The sequence below is a fragment of the Neptuniibacter sp. QD48_55 genome (assembly GCF_047778115.1).
Lineage (GTDB): Bacteria > Pseudomonadota > Gammaproteobacteria > Pseudomonadales > Balneatricaceae > Neptuniibacter.
The window spans coordinates 3467367-3484844 of the sequence record NZ_CP180555.1; the positions used below are offsets into that span (position 1 = coordinate 3467367).

The 17478-nt window shown below is 46.3% G+C and carries 17 protein-coding genes; 8 read left to right on the forward strand and 9 right to left on the reverse strand.

The genetic code is table 11. From position 1 onward, the window contains the following. Positions 1-8: 8 nt before the first annotated feature. Positions 9-740 carry a phosphate signaling complex protein PhoU gene (phoU, locus tag ACMXYW_RS16360; protein ID WP_415892865.1) on the forward strand — a complete coding sequence of 244 codons (732 nt, stop codon included), beginning with the start codon at positions 9-11 and terminating at the stop codon, positions 738-740. Positions 741-883: 143 nt separating this feature from the next. Continuing rightward, a complete protein-coding gene (locus tag ACMXYW_RS16365) occupies positions 884-2389 on the forward strand; it encodes a diguanylate cyclase (protein WP_415904720.1) in 1506 nt (501 codons plus the stop codon). A 17-nt stretch (positions 2390-2406) separates the two neighbouring features. On the opposite strand, the gene ACMXYW_RS16370 is transcribed toward ACMXYW_RS16365, so the two are convergent. Together ACMXYW_RS16370 and ACMXYW_RS16375 are read right to left on the reverse strand one after the other, a co-directional pair. Then, positions 2407-3003: a glutathione S-transferase family protein gene (locus tag ACMXYW_RS16370; protein ID WP_415904721.1), complete on the reverse strand. Its 597-nt coding sequence runs from the start codon at positions 3001-3003 to the stop codon at positions 2407-2409. Between the two features lie 2 nt (positions 3004-3005). Beyond that, positions 3006-3584: a pyridoxamine 5'-phosphate oxidase family protein gene (locus tag ACMXYW_RS16375; RefSeq protein WP_415904722.1), complete on the reverse strand. Its 579-nt coding sequence runs from the start codon at positions 3582-3584 to the stop codon at positions 3006-3008. 92 nt (positions 3585-3676) lie between these two features. On the opposite strand from ACMXYW_RS16375, the gene ACMXYW_RS16380 reads away from it, so the two are divergent. Next, positions 3677-4576, forward strand: a complete 900-nt coding sequence (locus tag ACMXYW_RS16380) for a LysR substrate-binding domain-containing protein (protein ID WP_415904723.1) — start codon at positions 3677-3679, stop codon at positions 4574-4576. Here ACMXYW_RS16380 and ACMXYW_RS16385 read toward each other — a convergent pair. Further along, entirely contained in the window at positions 4573-5160 is a 588-nt protein-coding gene (locus tag ACMXYW_RS16385) for a DUF1415 domain-containing protein (RefSeq protein ID WP_415904724.1), read from the reverse strand. The genes ACMXYW_RS16380 and ACMXYW_RS16385 overlap by 4 nt on opposite strands. A gap of 52 nt (positions 5161-5212) precedes the next feature. Here ACMXYW_RS16385 and ACMXYW_RS16390 point away from each other — a divergent pair, with 52 nt between their 5' ends. Beyond that, positions 5213-5806, forward strand: a complete 594-nt coding sequence (locus ACMXYW_RS16390; protein WP_415904725.1) for a chorismate--pyruvate lyase family protein — start codon at positions 5213-5215, stop codon at positions 5804-5806. 19 nt (positions 5807-5825) lie between these two features. Continuing rightward, positions 5826-7982, forward strand: a complete 2157-nt coding sequence (locus ACMXYW_RS16395) for a TonB-dependent receptor plug domain-containing protein (protein ID WP_415904726.1) — start codon at positions 5826-5828, stop codon at positions 7980-7982. A 46-nt stretch (positions 7983-8028) separates the two neighbouring features. Here ACMXYW_RS16395 and ACMXYW_RS16400 read toward each other — a convergent pair whose 3' ends face one another. Continuing rightward, a complete protein-coding gene (locus tag ACMXYW_RS16400) occupies positions 8029-8430 on the reverse strand; it encodes a GFA family protein (RefSeq protein WP_415904727.1) in 402 nt (133 codons plus the stop codon). Between the two features lie 48 nt (positions 8431-8478). After that, positions 8479-9063 carry an NAD(P)H-dependent oxidoreductase gene (locus ACMXYW_RS16405; RefSeq protein ID WP_415904728.1) on the reverse strand — a complete coding sequence of 195 codons (585 nt, stop codon included), beginning with the start codon at positions 9061-9063 and terminating at the stop codon, positions 8479-8481. A gap of 108 nt (positions 9064-9171) precedes the next feature. On the opposite strand from ACMXYW_RS16405, the gene ACMXYW_RS16410 reads away from it, so the two are divergent. Then, the gene (locus ACMXYW_RS16410; protein WP_415904729.1) at positions 9172-9540 is read left to right on the forward strand and encodes a winged helix-turn-helix transcriptional regulator; all 369 of its coding nucleotides are present in this window, start codon (positions 9172-9174) and stop codon (positions 9538-9540) included. Between the two features lie 381 nt (positions 9541-9921). Continuing rightward, complete coding sequence (amt, locus tag ACMXYW_RS16415) at positions 9922-12159, forward strand: ammonium transporter (protein WP_415904730.1); 2238 nt, start codon at positions 9922-9924, stop codon at positions 12157-12159. A gap of 225 nt (positions 12160-12384) precedes the next feature. Here the strand turns inward: amt and ACMXYW_RS16420 are convergent, their stop codons facing one another. The 4 genes from ACMXYW_RS16420 to ACMXYW_RS16435 form a co-directional block, all read right to left on the reverse strand. Beyond that, positions 12385-13014 (reverse strand): hypothetical protein, encoded by a 630-nt coding sequence (locus tag ACMXYW_RS16420; RefSeq protein ID WP_415904731.1) that lies wholly within the window; start codon positions 13012-13014, stop codon positions 12385-12387. 253 nt (positions 13015-13267) lie between these two features. Next, the gene (locus ACMXYW_RS16425; protein WP_415904732.1) at positions 13268-14098 is read right to left on the reverse strand and encodes a sulfite exporter TauE/SafE family protein; all 831 of its coding nucleotides are present in this window, start codon (positions 14096-14098) and stop codon (positions 13268-13270) included. 111 nt (positions 14099-14209) lie between these two features. After that, positions 14210-15238 (reverse strand): methionine synthase, encoded by a 1029-nt coding sequence (locus tag ACMXYW_RS16430; RefSeq protein ID WP_415904733.1) that lies wholly within the window; start codon positions 15236-15238, stop codon positions 14210-14212. A 25-nt stretch (positions 15239-15263) separates the two neighbouring features. Continuing rightward, the gene (locus ACMXYW_RS16435; protein WP_415904734.1) at positions 15264-16238 is read right to left on the reverse strand and encodes a DUF1852 domain-containing protein; all 975 of its coding nucleotides are present in this window, start codon (positions 16236-16238) and stop codon (positions 15264-15266) included. A 432-nt stretch (positions 16239-16670) separates the two neighbouring features. On the opposite strand from ACMXYW_RS16435, the gene ACMXYW_RS16440 reads away from it, so the two are divergent. Further along, a complete protein-coding gene (locus ACMXYW_RS16440; protein ID WP_415904735.1) occupies positions 16671-17468 on the forward strand; it encodes an NAD(P)H-flavin reductase in 798 nt (265 codons plus the stop codon). The last annotated feature ends 10 nt before the right edge of the window (positions 17469-17478 follow it).

The window sequence follows — 17478 nt, forward strand, 5'->3', positions numbered from 1 at the left end:
ATCAGATCATGGAACTAAATACAGACAATTATTCCACGCATATTTCGGCTCAGTTCAACGAAGAACTAGAGCAAATCCGCACCCAACTGCTAACTATGGGCGGCATTGTTGAGCGTCAGGTACACGACTGTATCGATGCGCTACTAAACAGCGATGCAGACCTAGCGGAACAATCTCGCAAGGTTGATAAGCAGACTAACGATATGGAAGTGATGATCGATGAGCAGTGCACAAAGATCATCGCACGTCGTCAGCCAGCGGCTAGTGACCTTCGTTTGATCATCGCTGTGTCTAAAGCTGTATCTGACCTTGAAGGTATGGGCGATGAAGCTGCACGCATCTGCCGTCACGCGATTGAATTGGTAGACGAAGGCGAATCACCGCGCGGCTATCAGGAAGTTCGTCACATCGGCAACCTAGTTCGCCAGATGGTTAAAGACGTATTAACTGCATTTGCCCGTAACGATACTGAACTTGCTTACCGCGTAGCGAAGATGGACAAATCTGTCGATCAGGAATACCGCTCTGCGATGCGTTCTCTAGCAACATTCATGATGGAAGATCCACGTTCTATCTCTAGCGTAATGAACGTAATCTGGGTTCTACGTAGCCTTGAGCGTATCTCTGAACACGCACGTGCAATGGCTGCTCACCTGATCTACCTAGTGAGCGGTACTGATGTTCGTCACGGTAGCCTTAAGCAGATCAAAAAAGCCGTTAAACCAGAAAACGAAGATTAATTTTTTATTAATCTAAGCTTCTGTTTAATAAGCCTTATCGATTAAAAAAGCAGCCTAATTAGGCTGCTTTTTTTGTATTTATCGCCAAAGTTATTCGTATATTGGTCGATACTTATATGACTCATCTATCAACTAGGGCTCTCATGCTGCAATACACTGTATACGCCGACCTTAACTGTCCCTTCTGCTATGCCTTGCATGAGCAGTTGCATCAGTTTGGTCTTTTGCAGCAAGTAGATTGGCGCTTAGTTGAGCACGCGCCTGATATCGCGATTTTTAATAAAACCGCCGAAAGTCAGGCCGAACTCGCCAGCGAAGTATTTGTCGTTCGCAGCCGTGTACCTAATATCGAAGTCGCGCTGCCTAAAGCGCGTAGCGACAGTCACTTTGCCAGCCTTTGTGTGATAGAAGCCGCTGAGCATGACGTTGAAAAATCGATCCACCTCCGCCGTCTACTCTACCGCGCCCTTTGGGTCGAAGGTAAAGATATCGCGGATGTTTCTGTTATCTACAACTGCTTGATAGAAGCGGGCTTGCCAACCGAGCTGGATATCGAAGAGCCACAAGAAAACAAACTGATCGAGTGGCAAACCGCGTGGGAGCAAGGTGATTTTAACCTGCGTATCCCAGTCATCTGCGCTGATGATGGCCGAATCTCGCTAGGTTTACCTAGCCCTGAAGATCTTAAAGCCTTCTTTAAGGGCAAAGAGATCGAATCCCAAGAGCAACTGCGAGAGAGCTGCCCAAGGGCAGAGCAACAAACTATCGCCATCTACTGCGATCACAGTATCGAGATCGTTTGGCCGGTGATCGCTATCTTGCGTAACGATTACAATATTTTGTTACCGGCCAACCTGACCGAACTGAAAAACTTACTGCAGGAAGACGCACCGGATCTACTCCTCCTCGGTACAGAGAATCAGTGGTCAGATATGTTCACACTTTGCGAAGAGGTGAATAAAAACAAAGATGAGTTCCCGCTGCCGGTTGCGTTCCTGAGCCAACAGATTGAGGACCAACTAGAGCTGGATGCTTATCAAGCGGGAGCCGCAGATTTCCTCGCGCTAAACCGTGCGCCTGCCGTGATACAGTCACGTATTAAGATTCTGATGCAGCTTAAACAATCTCAGGATCAACTGGCACGCTCCGCACGCGTTGATGGCCTAACACAGGTCAATAATCGCCGTGAGTTTGAACGCAATATTGAAACTGAATGGCGACGTGCACAGCGCTCTAAGCGTAACTTGTCGCTGATAATGCTCGATATCGACCATTTCAAACCATTTAATGATGGTTATGGTCATCTGGCCGGCGATGGCTGCTTACGCACCATCGCACAAACCATTAAAGCTTCCATTCAACGAGCACAAGATATGGTCTGTCGTTATGGTGGAGAAGAGTTTGCCGTGATTCTGCCAGAGACAGATATTGAAGGCGCACAGCTAATTGCTGAGAGAATTCGCTCAGCCGTTGCCGAGCTGAAGATCGAACATAAGTTTTCCAGCACTGGCAATACCGCCACTGTCAGTGCAGGCGTAGCCTCAATTAATCCTTCAAATGGAGGCTCGCCGCATGAGCTGATCGAGCTGGCCGACCAAGCACTCTATCAATCCAAAGAGAATGGCCGTAACAGAGTCACTCTCAGTTAGAAGTACTCTAAGCCAGATTACTCTAGGCCAGACATTGGAATAAAACCCGGTAGCGCTTTAATTCGCTCTATCCACTTAACGATCTGTGGATAATCTTCCAACTTAATTCCACCTTCCCAAGCTAAACCCACATAAGGCATCACCGCACAATCGGCAATCGTCGGACGACCTAGTGCTAACCAGTCGTTATTAGAAAGATGGGATTCTAGAAGACCAAGAATTCTGTCAGCCACCACCAGCGTCGCGTCTTTATTCAGTTCATAACCAAATTTATCAACGAGTCGAGCTGCACCCGGACCATTTTGTATTTCATTTGCCGAAGTCGATAACCATTGCTGAATCTCAGCTTGCTCCTCTGGGGAGTTACCATACCACTCTGGTGTTGCGTACTTCTGCGCTAGATACACCAAGATTGCATGGGAATCGCGTAGTACCGTGTCGCCATCCTCTAGCACCGGTACCTCACCCCACGGATTCAGATCGATCACCGGTGACTGCTTATGCATACCGGCCAAGAAATCCACGGGAACCAGCTCTAGCGGAATGTTGGTTAGTGATGCAAACAGTCGCGCTTTGTAACAGTTACCTGAAGGTTCCAAATCATACAGTTTCATTCTTATGCTCCTTTATTAGATTCCCGCGCCCACTCAGTTTCCGTGAGCCTAGGGGTAATATGCTTGGAACAATTCCAGTCAAATGCTTCCAGTTTAATATGAATAAACGATTCCGCTTTGGCCGAACTTTCCATCTGATCTGCATAGAGTTTTAAATGTTCTTCAACCGAGAGTAGCTTGACCCGGCCTAAGATTTTTAAGCGCCGACGATGGGGATAATCCATTAAAAATAGCGCTACTTTATCGTTCTTGGAGAAATGGCCTAAGCTTTGATACTGACCATTTCCGCTGAAATTCCCAAAAGCTAAAGTTTCTTCATCCAACACCTGTAGAAAGCCAGCCTCACCACCGCGGTGTTGAATATAGGGCCAGCTATCTTCCCCCACTGACGCCATATAAAAGCTGTCCCGCGCTTGGATAAAGTCGGCTTCACGCTCGCTGAAACGATCAAAATCAGGCATTCGCTGGCGTACCACAGCAGACTTCTCATAACTGCCGAAACGCTGCTGCATTGCCAGTACAGACTCGGTAAAGGTTATGTCGCTAAAACGATGGGCCATGAAAACACCTTGCTTGAACATTTATCATGCAATTGATTATGTTGAAAACAGATAACGCAATAAATACAGCAAACTAGATTTCAATAATGCGATTTATGCATTAATCTGCAGAGATGAATAAACTCAAAGCAATGGCGGTTTTTGTCAAAATCGTCGACTGCGGCAGTCTTAGTGCAGCAGCAGAAAAGTTATCCATGTCCCAATCCTCGGTAGTCCGAACGCTGGCGGCACTGGAGAAAGAGCTCGGTGCTCAGCTGCTCTATCGCACCACCCGTAGCCTCAGCCTAACCGAGGAAGGCGATGACTACTGTCAGCGCTGCCGACAGATATTGTTGGAGGTGGAAGATGCGGAAAATGCCCTCAGCCAGCAACAAACGATCCCTAAAGGGGTGATTCGGATCACTGCACCACAAACCTTTGGCCGCCTGCACCTCAGCCCTGTGATTAATGAGTTTTTAGATACCTACCCAGAGATGGAGGTGGAACTGCTGCTTTTGGATCGTGTAGTGGACCTGATCGAGGAAGGGATGGATATCGCCCTGCGTATCGGCCCCCTTCCCGACTCTACCCTGATCGCGAAACAGGTCGGCGAGGTGAAATACAAAGTCTGTGCAAGCCCAGCCCATATTGCAGAACACGGGGTGCCGAATCACCCAGATGAATTAGAGCAGCTCGATTGTATTCACCTCACCGCGCTCAGATCTCACGCCACCTGGGGATTTACTGAGGGTAACCAGCAATACAGAATCAATGTGCAGGGCAGCTTTAAAACTAACCATGTAGAAACAGCCGTGGATGCGTGTCGAGAGGGTCGTGGTTTCGGTCAGTTCTTAAGTTATCAGGTAAGTCCTCATATCAGAACGGGTCAGTTGACCCCAGTCCTAGAGCAGTTTGAAAGCCCACCGATTCCGGTCAATCTGGTCTATCCACACTCGCGCCGCCTCTCATCCAGAAGCCGTGCCTTTATTGAGTGGGCTCGACCACGATTGCAGCAACGCTTAGAGAACGATTAGGACTCTACAGGCCAGTATTGAGCAAGGGGTGGGAAGCGCTCGATTAAGCCAGTACGCCCCATTGTTTCCATCAACGCCATATTGCGTTCAGGAATCTCATCTGGGTTCTTATAGTGCACTAGCACGCGGCTCATCTGCCCTTCACGGATAATATGAATGGTTGGAAACGGCGCACGGTTAGTCCAGTTGGTAATGTCATCCGCTTCAACCCCAGAGAAACAGTAATCAGGATGGAAGCTCGCCAGTTGGAATACACCGGCAAGACCTGCACGCTCAAGCATCGTTTGGCAAAGATCTAGCAGATCAAGAAACGACTCAAAATCCACCGCTGTCTCGGTGAACGCAACTAAGGTTGTGGATAACTCTTCTTCAGGCGAGTCCTGAATTTTCGCCAGCTCAGCGAGGAAATCCTGTGCTGCGTCAGTCATCACACTGGCATGAGATACCGCGTAACGGATGCTCTGATTGCGCACTTCAGGTGCCGCAAAGGGACACAGATTTAGGCCAACCACAATCGCCTCAACCCATTGTTGAGTTAACTGTTCTGCCTGTGCTGCTGGAAAAGAGAATTTATTAGTCGTCATAGCCATCATTTTACCCCAGCTTCCCCGTCAATGCTCCCTTTTGGTGCCTATGATGCCGACCTCCCTTTCTGCTAATATAGCGCCACTCATCATTAGGAAGCCAAGTACCCCAGTGCCTATCAAGTCTGCTCTTACCACACAAAGTTTTGATACCCGTTGGTTGAAACTACGTCGACCACTCAAAACTGCGGTGCCTCGCGAATGGCAAAGCTGGTTGCTGGATAGCGGCTCCCTAACCCAACGCTTGGTAAAACGCAGTCAGGGGAATTTCCGAGTTGAGGTAGTAAGACAAGGTTGGATGCGTCCAACCCGCTCCGAGGCCAATGCCTTAGGCATAGATCAACGCCAGTGTGCTCTAGTGCGCGAAGTTCAGCTGATCGGTAACGACGTACCTTGGGTGTTTGCCCGTTCGATTATCCCTGCGCAAACCCTAACTGGACGCGAACGGCAACTGCGCATGTTAGGTAACCGCTCTTTGGGAAGTCTGCTATTTACCGATCCAACCATGCGCCGCGATCCTATCGAGATCAGTCGCCTACAACTCCAAGACAAAACCGAGATCTGGGCACGCCGTTCGGTGTTTTTCCTTTCCAATAAACCCTTGCTGGTTTCTGAAGCATTTTTGCCTGAGCTATTAGGCGAGTGATAATGCAGGAAATAGCCAGATGCGTTTACTTAATTTATCGATAAAACAGCCTTTATATTTACTCGTTTTATTCTTAATTTTTAGCGCAAAGAGCATTGCTGCCGACTCAAATTCCCCCTTCGATGAAAGAAGCTTTGATGAACGAAATTATCCCCATGAAGGTGACTACTTCTCTACGATCGCTTCAGGCCATCTAGAAGCGATCCGAAAATCACCAGGTACGGTCAGTGTCATCACCGCTTCAGAAATCGAAGCTATGGGTGCAACACATCTCGATGAGGTATTGGAAACGGTTGCAGGATTACATGTCCAGCGCTCAGATCTAAGTAGATTGGACCCGGTCTACAGTATTCGCGGTATTCAAAATGGCTTTTCCACTCAAGTGCTGGTTCTCTTTAATGGGATAGAGTTTAAAAACCCGTTCAGTGGTGGCCTGCCTACAGCATTTCGATTACCCCTCAACACAATAGAACGCATTGAAGTGATCAAAGGCGCTAGCTCTGCGTTATATGGTGCGAATGCCTACTCAGGTGTCATCAATATCGTGCCAAAACGCTCGCAAAATTTTGCTGAACCTATGTTTCAAGCCAGAACAGGTAGCTTTGGCAGTCGTGATTTCACCGTACAGCATAGCGACTTTGATGGCTTTGGCCAAGGGTATTTCTTTTCACTCGAACATCAACAGAGTGACGGTGATGATTCCAGAATTATTACTAAAGACTTCCAGTCGCTTAATGACATATGGTTTGGTAGTAGCGCATCCTTAGCGCCTGGGCCGCTTAATAGAAATTACTCGGTCACCAATGCAATGTTAAATATCGATAGGGGTGACTGGAGCTGGAATAACTGGTTTTGGCATAACCATAAGGCAGGTAACGGCCAAGGCGGTGCCCGTGCCCTCGACAATTCGGGTTATGAAGACACGCTATCCCTCATGTCGCATCTGCAATACCGAGGCATTATCAACCCTCAATATTCCATCGAGAACAACTATTCCATCCACTATCTAGAGGGTAAAAGCACCTTAACCCTGTTTCCAGCAAACAGCCTTATCCCGATTGGCAGCGATGGAAACCCATATACTCCGGGTGGCAACTTAGTCCGCTTTACTGATGGAGTCATCGGTATCCCTTCTGGAAAAATGCATAAATCCTATGCTGATTTAGTCTTAAAATATGTGGGTTCACCCGATCATATTTGGAGATTTCAGGTCGGGGGGCAATTTAGTAATTTCCGCAGTGAAGAAAGAAAAAATTTTGGCCCCGGTGTATTAGACGGCACCGAAACAGTTGTTGATGGCAACTTAACCGACGTGAGCGATCAGCCGTATGTCTATTCAGAAGATAGTGAACGTCATAATGTGTTTTTAGCTGTACAAGACCAATGGACGCTAAATAAAAACTGGACCCTCTCCGTCGGTGGGCGTGTAGATCATTATTCCGATTTTGGCCGAGTATTTAATCCGAGAATGGGCTTGGTTTGGGAGCCGAATCAAAAATTTACCGGAAAATTACTCTACGGCAGGGCCTTTCGAGCACCGTCATTCAGCGAACTCTATTTAAAGAACAACCCCGGAGGGCTAGGCTCACCAACGCTTAAACCCGAAAAAATAGAAACACTGGAACTAGTTGCCGACGTTAAACCCAAAGAAACGCTGCATCTACAAAACACGTTCTTTTACTACCAAGCCGATGATTTGATCACCAACCAATTTAACGGTTCTGTATATCAATTCCAGAACTCGATGGAACAGAAAGGTTACGGCGTAGAGATCGAGGGAACCTGGGATATCAGTCATGCGTTAAAACTGAAAACTCAATACAACTACCTAAGCACCAAAAACTCTATTACGGGTGGCAATGTGGCCGATATTCCAAACCACACGGCCTACCTAGCCGTAGATTACCGTCTCCCCAATCATTGGAAGCTACACCTGAATAATCATTGGATTGGATCGAGTAACAGGGCTCCAAACGACACGCGCAAAAAACACAGCGGTTATTCATGGGCCAATCTAAAACTCTCTAAAGATCATAAGGTTGCTGGACTAAGTACAGCCCTAATCATCAAAAATGTACTGGATAAGGATGCGACCACGCCTGCGTCTTCAATCATCCCTAACGATTACCCAATCGAAGGCCGCAGCGTATTAGGAGAACTGACTTACCAGTTTTAGGTCCGGAATTAACCAGCTATGGTTCCACCAATCACTTAGTAAGTGCTCACCGTTTCGGAAGTTCATCGTTAATATCAACGATTCTGCGGTCATAGAAAAAGTGGGCATTCGCATCAAACCCTTCAGGAAGTTGATCGTTATTGCACTTTTTGAACATTAATTGCGAGACCAACTTCCAGCCCATCGCATTAGTGTTATACAACACGTCTCCACAATGTTTGCAGAAGATACGTTTCATTCGTTTACTTGGATGCTGGAATTCGACGACTTCGTCTGCCCCTTTACTGATTGAAACTTGATCCGCCTCCCAAGCCAACACTGAGTGATAAGGCACCTGCAAAAGTTCACGACAGTCCTCACAATGGCAATAAGCATGTACCCGTGGCATACCTGAGATGTTTACTTCTACAGCATTACAATCACAATGTATTTGATGATGTTCGGGCATTATTTCATCCTCTTATGATCAGTACCTTTTAACGGCCAACATATTTAATTAAAAATGCTTCTCTAGATGCGCGGTATAACGTTTGAAGTCTGTTTCAATATCAGCATTTTTCATTACATCGAAGCATGCAAAGGTATCTATAGGGCTCATGCCGAAAAAACGGAAGTTCATGTGCATCGGAAAGAACAGGTCATCTACCGACTTACCCTGAAATAGATATTCATTCTCATCGTCGAAAGACTCTTCAGGCGCATTAAAAGTTAGAGAAAGCATGTATCTAGTATTGGTCAATGTACCGCCCGCACCGTAGTTCTTTTTAGGATTTTCTTCGCTACGGCCGTCGAACGCGGTCAGCCGACCATCCATACCTGCAGTGTAGACCTCATCCATATATTTTTTGAAAGACCAAGGCACGCCCATCCAATTAACCGGCGATTGCAAAATCACTGTATCTGCCCACAGATGGTTTTCTATCTGTTCTTCAACGTTGTATTCCAAATGTGTTTCTACTACTCGAATGGCATGCCCTTTGGCTTCTAAAAACTCTGTCGCCAGTTCAACCATTGATCTATTCAAGCGACCTTCGGCAAAGGGGTAAGGCTGATGGGCGTTAATAATCAGTACGTTGCTCATAGTAATCCTGCGCTGCTATATCATTAGGTGAGATATCAACAACAGGTATATTATGGTAACCTACAAACACCTATCAATTAGTATACTTTTAGTAACCTAGGTACAAGAATGGCAAGCGATTTTAAAGCTTCAGTAGAAACAGATAGTTACGGTCGAAAAAAAGTTATCAATGCTTGCTTAGAGCCCTGCTCCATAGAAAAAGGCATGCGCCTGATCGGCGGCAAATGGACAGGCTCACTGATCTATCACCTAAAGGATGGCCCAGTCCGCTTTAATGATTTAGCACGTATGTTGGGTGGCGCTAGTAAGAAGATGATAGACCAGCGTTTAAAGGAGCTTGAGTCTAAAAATATGGTCATTCGTAAAGTGATTAATGATCGCCCTGTCGCTGTCACCTATGAGCTGACCGATTTTGGACAATCTGCTTTAAAAATCTTGGATGACCTGCGAATTTGGTCAGAGAGAAATGCTTTATAGATAGACTTGCCCCAAAGCACTCTTTTAGAACAAAAGCATGCCCCACCAGTTTTCAATCCGCATCACATTAGTGCCTTTAACCATCTGATTAATATGGAAATTAGCACTATTTTCGTGATTCATGAACAACCATTGTGCAGCACAAAAAATAATCTAAATTAACGTTTCCTAAAGCTAGATTTCTGATTATTTGTTCGTATATATTGATTACGCAGCTGCACAACGGAGTGCGGTTTTTATGTATCCATCTCTTCTCGGAATGCCATGATTTTCCGCGTTGATTACATGAAATACTCACTGTAATTCGGTATTGGGACTGTGTAGCTGCCACTTAAGAAAATATAAGTCTCTGATAGCGAATGTTACCTTTGGAGAGTCCAAATGAAACAAGTCTTCGGAGCAGTCTTCCTTCTCTTCGCCACGCCTTACGTGAGCGCGTCCGAGCTCGCGCAATTTCAACAAAATATGGATATTGTCTGGCTGGCTCTGTGCGCTGGCCTAGTTTTCTTTATGCAGGCAGGTTTTTGTTTTGTAGAAACAGGGTGCATTAGAAAGAAAAACACACTCAATGTCGCAGTAAAAAATATCTCTGATATGGCAGCCGCAATTCTTCTATTCTGGGGCTTAGGGTATGGCCTGATGTACGGTGATTCTATTGCCGGGTTCATTGGCTCTAGCGCCTTTTTTCTTTCCGGTGTCACCGAATCCTACGATCTTATCTTTTTCTTATTCCAAGCCGTCTTTGCAGGTACTGCAGCAACCATCGTCTCTGGTGCCGTTGCAGAACGTATGAAGTTCTCTGGCTATCTCATTATTGCGGGTGTAACCGCTGGCTTCTTATACCCTGTCGTCGGACACTGGATCTGGTCCGAAAACGGATGGTTAGCACAAAAAGGATTTATCGATTTCGCTGGGTCCACAGCTGTCCACTCGGTTGGCGCATGGATCGCGTTGGCAGGTGTAATTGTCCTTGGCCCTCGAATCGGACGTTTTAACAAAGATGGCAGTGTCAATGAGATCGCCCCCCATGATCTTTTACTAACCACTGTTGGGGTCTTTATCCTCTGGTTCGGTTGGTTTGGTTTTAATGGCGGCAGCACGCTTGCCGTTGATGGCAGTATTGCTAAGGTCTTGGTTAATACCTCCCTAGCTGCCGCAGCCGGAGGCATCATCAATCTTATGCTGGCCCATATGGATAGCGATTATGTCCGTATCGAGCGGATACTTAATGGTGTGTTGGGTGGGCTTGTCGCTATCACGGCTGGCTGTGCTGTGGTAACGCCACTCGGTGCGGTTCTTATAGGTATGTGCGGTGGTGTGATTGCCCACTATTCTCATCACTTTCTACTTCATGTATGCAAACTAGATGACCCAATTAGTGCCATACCCGTGCATGGTTTCGCTGGCGCTACTGGTACCCTACTACTGGTTTTCTTTGCTCCAGAGGCTGCACTCAATCATAGCTTGCTAGAACAGTTTCTTGTGCAGCTTCAAGGGGTGGTAGCCACACTCGTTTGGTCATTCTCGTTCGGCCTAGTGCTATTCCTTCTCTTAAAAATGGTCGGTCAATTACGTATTTCTGAAGATGACGAAAAAAGCGGTCTTAACGTCTCGGAACATGCTGCAACTACAGGTTGGTTAGATACATTGCAGGCGATGCATGGAATCATGCAAGACAAAGATCTAACTCGTCGAATTAAGATTGAGCACGGAACAGAAGCAGGTGAGGTTGCTGCTTGTTTTAACGCTCTGATCGAACAATTCCAAAGAAATCTTGGTTCCATTTCGCAGACCTCCAGTCAAGTAAATGAAACTGCGTCCAATCTACTTTCCTTCAGTAACCAAACGAGTCAGCGTTTAGAAGAACAGGAAAATAATACAGCCTTGATCGTTGAATCGATCGAAGAGCTGAAAAACACTCTGAACTCGATCTCAGGTCAAGCCCAAGGTGTCGCCGAAAGCTCCAATCAAGCGGATACTGAGCTTATGAGCACCTCACAGATGATTGTTATGGCAACTGGCGCAATCGAAATGATGGCTAAAACTATTGAAGATGTAGCCACCATTATTCCTGAAGTGAACGAACAATCCGACAGAGTAGGAAGAGTGACTGAAGTCATCAGCGAGATAGCCGAGCAGACAAACTTACTCGCACTCAATGCAGCCATTGAAGCAGCAAGGGCCGGAGATGCCGGCAGAGGTTTTGCTGTAGTTGCCGATGAAGTTCGTAACTTGGCGCAAAAAACTAAAGCCTCAACCCTAGAGATTGAGTCTATGGTGGAAGCACTGCATAACAAAACCCGCTCAGCAAATACGATTATCGAGAAAGGTAAAAAACAGGCAGATGAATCGAATAAAACCATCGAAATGGCAGGCTTGTCTTTCCAGTTTATTACGGATGCAGTCCAGCAAATGAAAGCTGTTAACGATCAATTGGCTGCGACAATCGCTGTGCAAACAGATGCATCTGAAGCAATTCATGAAAGTATCGTGGCCATTAAACAAGTATCGGAAGACACAAATCAGGATGTCGCCACTTTGCTAGATGATGGCAAAAGCATGAACAAAATTACGCAGGAAATGCATCAGATAGTGGCTGAGTACAGAGTAGTTCATTAATCCATAAAACTAGAGACTAAACGAAAAGCAGCCTCTAAAGCTGCTTTTCGTTTTAAATATACCGCTCTCTCTAACCACGTAGTGATGTCCTTGCCACTAGCCACTATCAACCATTTAAAACAACAAAGGAGAACTAACCTGCCAGTTTTAGGCAAGTAATACGCTAGCTAAACACAATTAAGGGGTGGGATTGGTGTAATACGCTTCGCTATTACACCCTACTCACTAAACAAACCTATTAAAGGCTGCGACCGCTCTATCAATGCCATAATAAAACGCTAGATATGAAGCAAACACAATCAAGGCAACCAACACATTAAGAAAGACACCGAACCCCTTTCTTACTTTACTTGGCTCGTAACCGTAAACGACCTGATTAATATAAGTGAGTCCTGTTGCTACCGAAGCGACCAAAACACCATAGCAAAAGAATTTTAATGCAACAGAAAGTGAACCGATTGCTGCTGCCTCAGAAACACCTCCGACACCCCATATCTTTCCAAGAAAAGCCAATAATGCCAAAGCAGCACCACCATTCACTATTAGACTAGCTTTGAGCGCAGATTGCCCGGTCATTAAAACGGACTTAAAGACCTCTAAATTAGTGGCATTAACCCAGCCACCATGTGCACGATAGTTCTCTTGATCCTGTTTGAAACTTTCAAGCCCTATCTCACTAGGTCGCTCACGTTCCTCACGACTCGCTACATCAGGCAGATCTGAAGTTTTATCAATATGCTCTTCAAAAAAACCAAGGTAATTCTTCAACCTTTCGATCTTCAGGGTTTCAATCCCTTCACTCTCAAAACTGTCAAAGTCTTCTCGCATTATTTCCAATAGTCTTTTAGCTTCCATTCTTATCCCTCCGACGCTGCTAATCCATACACAACTAAACCATACTCTGAGCAACCATATCTACATTTCAAAAAGATATAAAAGTTGCCATGTAATGGATGTGATTAGAAAAGTAAGCCCATGAAACACAATTATCCAAATAAACGTATTTTCAAAGCCTTTCCTCTAGGCGCAGCCGTCCTCTAGCAGCGTAGCTGCGTCCTAAAAGCGAAGCGATCTCTAGCCGCGCAGCGGCGTCCTTGCCTTTAAAAAATTAAATCACCAACTGCAATAACATTCGCAATCCCGTAATCAGCAATACCACCGCGAACACTTTCTTCAGCTTGCCCGCATCCAACTTAGATGCGATGGATACGCCAATAGGGGCGAACAGAACAGTCAGTGGCACTATGCAGAGGAAACCGATCAAGTTTACCAAGCCAAATGTGCCCGCAGGTGCATCGGTTGGTGTGCTACCGAGCAGCAACATAGTTACGGCACCTGGCAAGGAGATGATTAGACCGATGGCAGCAGCCGTACCTACTGCCTTATGCGCAGGATAGTTGTATAGGGTAAGCATAGGCACCGAGATTGTGCCGCCGCCGATACCGACCATCGAACTGAAAAAACCAATGGATGTGCCCATAGCCGTTTGCCCTACTTTGCCCGGCAGTTGTTGGAATAACGCAGATTTACCGGTTCTAAATAGCATGTTCAAAGCAGATAGCGTCGCGATCACGCCAAATAGCGCAGTAAGCCAAGTACCATCGACACGCGTTACCAGCCAACTGCCAATCAAAACACCGACAAAGATAAAAGCAGCCCAACGTTTTAGCAGATCAAAGTCGACATTGCCTTTGTTGTGGTGGGAGCGAATCGAGCTAATCGAGGTGGGAACGATCGTCGCTAATGAGGTTGCGGTCGCCACAACCATAGCCGATTCGGGTGATACGCCAAAACTCTGAAAGAGGAAAAACAGCACCGGTACGATTACGATGCCACCACCAACACCGAGTAAACCCGCTAAGATGCCAGCGAAAGCACCTGTTGCCAGTAGCGCTATAAAGGTTGGGATATTGTTGAGAAAGAATTCAGTGATATTCATTGAGGGAAGTTTCTATACAGTGGCTCTACCCTGAGGTTTATAGCCATAAAGAGATGGGGCCATAAGGCCCCAGTTTTTAAAAGAGTGTCGAGCTGTTTTGCTAAGACAGTCTTAAGCTGCCAGCTCTTTTCTAACCAGTTCTGCACCGGCGCGCAGGGCATTCAGCTTGCCGCGTGCGATCTCGCGCGACAGGGGTGCCATACCGCAGTTGGTGCAAGGATAAAGTTTGTCAGCATCAACATACTTGAGCGCACCACGCAGTGTTGCGGCAACCTCTTCAGGCGTCTCGATGGTCTCTGTCGCGACATCAATCGCACCCACCATCACTTTCTTACCACGAATCAGTTCCAGTACTTCAAGCGGTACACGGCCGTTGTGGCACTCCAAAGAGATGATGTCGATATTGGATTTTTGCAGAGACGGGAACGTATCCTCATATTGACGCCATTCCGAGCCCAGCGTTTTTTTCCAATCGGTGTTGGCTTTAATGCCGTAGCCGTAGCAGATATGCACGGCTGTTTCGCATTTAAGCCCTTCGATCGCGCGCTCTAGGCAGGCGATGCCCCATTCATTTACTTCTTCAAAGAAGACGTTAAATGCCGGCTCATCAAACTGGATAATATCCACGCCAGCCGCTTCTAGCTCTTTCGCTTCTTCGTTGAGCGCTTTGGCAAACTCCCAAGCTAGATCCTTACGGCTCTTGTAGTGATCATCGTAAAGGGTATCAACCATGGTCATCGGTCCTGGTAGCGCCCATTTAATCGGCTGATCCGTTTGTTTACGCAGGAACTTAGCGTCTTCCACAAACACAGGCTTTTGACGGCTCACTGGACCAACCACAGTCGGTACGCTGGCATCATAGCGATTACGGATTCGGACGGTTTTGCGCTTTTCAAAATCAACGCCGCTCAGGTTCTCGATAAAGGTTGTCACAAAGTGCTGGCGTGTTTGCTCGCCATCGCTAACGATATCAATGCCTGCATTTTCTTGCTCTTGCAGGGTCACACGCAGCGCATCCTGTTTGCCGGATAGGAGTTCTTCACCTTCTAGTTTCCAAGGTGACCAAAGTTTCTCCGGTTCTGCTAGCCAAGAGGGTTTAGGTAAACTGCCAGCAGTTGAAGTAGGTAGTAAGTTTTTCATAATTTATACAACTCTATATCTTGGCTTACGCGAAGTTAGCAGACCATTTTTCAAGAAGATCCCCATAGGGCTTAATAAAGTGCTCTTCCGCCCATTTGCCCTGTTCAACCGCTAAACGGCTGCGCTCTTCTCGGTCATACACAACTTGTGTTAGTGAATAATCTTGGTGCTTCAAACTCGGTTTAAACACCTCGCCAGCAAAGGCATTGGCGTTATAAATCTCTGGGCGATAGATCTTTTGGAACGTTTCCATCGTGCTAAGGGTGCTGATCAACTCAAGGTTGGTGTAATCGTTGAGCAGATCCCCGTAGAAATAAAACGCGTAAGGCGCCACGCTGTTTGGTGGCATGAAGTAGCGCACTTCCATACCCATCTTTTTAAAGTACTGTTCGGTCAATGACGGCTCGTTTGGCTCGTATTCCGTACCTAGAACCGGGTGGGTATTCGCCGTCTTATAATATGTTTTGTTATCCGACACACTCAGGCAGATCACAGGCAGCTTATTGAAGTTTTGCTTGTAGGCCTCTGAGTTCACAAAGTCTTTAAACATATTGCCATGCAGCTCACCATAGTTATCCGGCACGCTGAATTGCTCGGCATCTTTGTTGTGATTCAATAGCAGCACGCTGAAATCATAATCACGCACGTAAGAGGAGAAGTTGTTGCCAACAATGCCTTCTATACGGCGCTCTGTTTTGTGATCAAGAATGTACGTTTTTAAGATCTCAATCGTCGGGAAATTATCGCCATTGCCTTGCACATCAATATCAACATGGATGATCTCAAGCTCTACCGAGTAGCGATCATGGTTTGGATTATCCCAAGTCGCCAGCGTATTAAAGCTGTTATCAATCATCTTGATCGCACGGCTCAAATTTTCTTTACGCTGTTCGCCACGCGCTAAGTTGGCAAAGTTAGTTGTTAGGCGAGTATTGCCTGATGGCTCATAGTTTTCGTCGAAACTAATGCGCTCAATGCTGTATTCGAAACCGTTGCTCATAATCTGTATTCCGTAGAAATTAAGTCTGACTTTTCATCGCTCTCTGGACTGTTCACCTGCCTTAATTGCCAAGGGCCGATATTAGGAGCAGTCGTACTTCTGGTGAGCGTTAAGTTAAGTTCACTTTTTACAGGGACGGCTTTATGAAAAAAATTGATTAAAATTTATGGTTTGATGACCTTTGCTCATGAATTAAAGAAGGCAACATTTGGAAGAGGCACTGCGGGTATGTTTTTGCTGGATAAGGCCCCCATTTACGCGGGCTGCATCGTAATAGACGATGTTCAGGATCTAGTGCTCGGCAAGCACAGCGAATAGACAATGTATGAGGGAAACTAATTGATCAGTGAAAATTAACCATTTCTACTCATGCAATAAGCTCTTTAAGCTGCTTGGCAATCAGTCACGAAAACAGAATTTTTAGGTTTGTTTATGAGTAACCTTGCCACAACCTACCCAGTCGCTTCTTACCCTTGTCAGGTTGTTAAGTTAATCCCTTTGAGTAATGGCTCTTTTGATACAGATACATTTGATATTGAGCTGCAATCGCCAGCAGGTACAGAACTTAACTATCATGCAGGACAGTATCTGCAGTTCGATTTAGATGTTAATGGCGATGGTCAGCTACAAACGCTCTCCTACACCATTGCCAGCAGCCCTGATTCAGCAAACCCTCGCCGCCTACAACTGTTTATCCAAAACGGCAGTGAGTTTGCAGATAAAGTTTTAAACTGCCTATCTCAGCATGCAAAAAGCCAAACGCCCCTGAATGTAACACTGGCAATGGGGAAAGCCTTTTTACAGACTGATCTTACTCAGCCTCACCTACTGATCGCGGCAGGCTCGGGCATATCCAAAATTAAAAGCATCACCGAAGCGATACTAAGACGTAAACCCAATGCCGAGGTGAAGATTTACTGGTCTAACAAACAGAGCACAGAGTTCTATCTGCTAGAGCAGTTCCAAGCTTGGGCGGATCAGAATACAAACCTCAAGTTCACACCGATTCTCGAATCGCCAGACGCCAACTGGAACGGCCGCACTGGCTTTATTTACGAAGTAGTAAGCGAAGATTGTAATGCTCTTGAAGGCACTCAAACCTACCTCTGCGGCTCACCCAATATGGTTTACGGCACACTCGATCAGTTAGAGTCGAAAGGGCTTAAGGAAGAGAACTGCTACTCAGACGTGTTTGAGTTTGCGCCAAGGGGACGGCAAGCTGCTATTTGAAGCGCTGATT

Bases quoted from the DNA above. Each gene is read 5' to 3' on its own strand.
- phoU (WP_415892865.1), top strand. From the start codon at position 9: ATGGAACTAAATACAGACAATTATTCCACGCATATTTCGGCTCAGTTC.
- ACMXYW_RS16365 (WP_415904720.1), top strand. From the start codon at position 884: ATGCTGCAATACACTGTATACGCCGACCTTAACTGTCCCTTCTGCTAT.
- ACMXYW_RS16370 (WP_415904721.1), bottom strand. From the start codon at position 3,003: ATGAAACTGTATGATTTGGAACCTTCAGGTAACTGTTACAAAGCGCGA.
- ACMXYW_RS16375 (WP_415904722.1), bottom strand. From the start codon at position 3,584: ATGTTCAAGCAAGGTGTTTTCATGGCCCATCGTTTTAGCGACATAACC.
- ACMXYW_RS16380 (WP_415904723.1), top strand. From the start codon at position 3,677: ATGAATAAACTCAAAGCAATGGCGGTTTTTGTCAAAATCGTCGACTGC.
- ACMXYW_RS16385 (WP_415904724.1), bottom strand. From the start codon at position 5,160: ATGACGACTAATAAATTCTCTTTTCCAGCAGCACAGGCAGAACAGTTA.
- ACMXYW_RS16390 (WP_415904725.1), top strand. From the start codon at position 5,213: ATGCCGACCTCCCTTTCTGCTAATATAGCGCCACTCATCATTAGGAAG.
- ACMXYW_RS16395 (WP_415904726.1), top strand. From the start codon at position 5,826: ATGCGTTTACTTAATTTATCGATAAAACAGCCTTTATATTTACTCGTT.
- ACMXYW_RS16400 (WP_415904727.1), bottom strand. From the start codon at position 8,430: ATGCCCGAACATCATCAAATACATTGTGATTGTAATGCTGTAGAAGTA.
- ACMXYW_RS16405 (WP_415904728.1), bottom strand. From the start codon at position 9,063: ATGAGCAACGTACTGATTATTAACGCCCATCAGCCTTACCCCTTTGCC.
- ACMXYW_RS16410 (WP_415904729.1), top strand. From the start codon at position 9,172: ATGGCAAGCGATTTTAAAGCTTCAGTAGAAACAGATAGTTACGGTCGA.
- amt (WP_415904730.1), top strand. From the start codon at position 9,922: ATGAAACAAGTCTTCGGAGCAGTCTTCCTTCTCTTCGCCACGCCTTAC.
- ACMXYW_RS16420 (WP_415904731.1), bottom strand. From the start codon at position 13,014: ATGGAAGCTAAAAGACTATTGGAAATAATGCGAGAAGACTTTGACAGT.
- ACMXYW_RS16425 (WP_415904732.1), bottom strand. From the start codon at position 14,098: ATGAATATCACTGAATTCTTTCTCAACAATATCCCAACCTTTATAGCG.
- ACMXYW_RS16430 (WP_415904733.1), bottom strand. From the start codon at position 15,238: ATGAAAAACTTACTACCTACTTCAACTGCTGGCAGTTTACCTAAACCC.
- ACMXYW_RS16435 (WP_415904734.1), bottom strand. From the start codon at position 16,238: ATGAGCAACGGTTTCGAATACAGCATTGAGCGCATTAGTTTCGACGAA.
- ACMXYW_RS16440 (WP_415904735.1), top strand. From the start codon at position 16,671: ATGAGTAACCTTGCCACAACCTACCCAGTCGCTTCTTACCCTTGTCAG.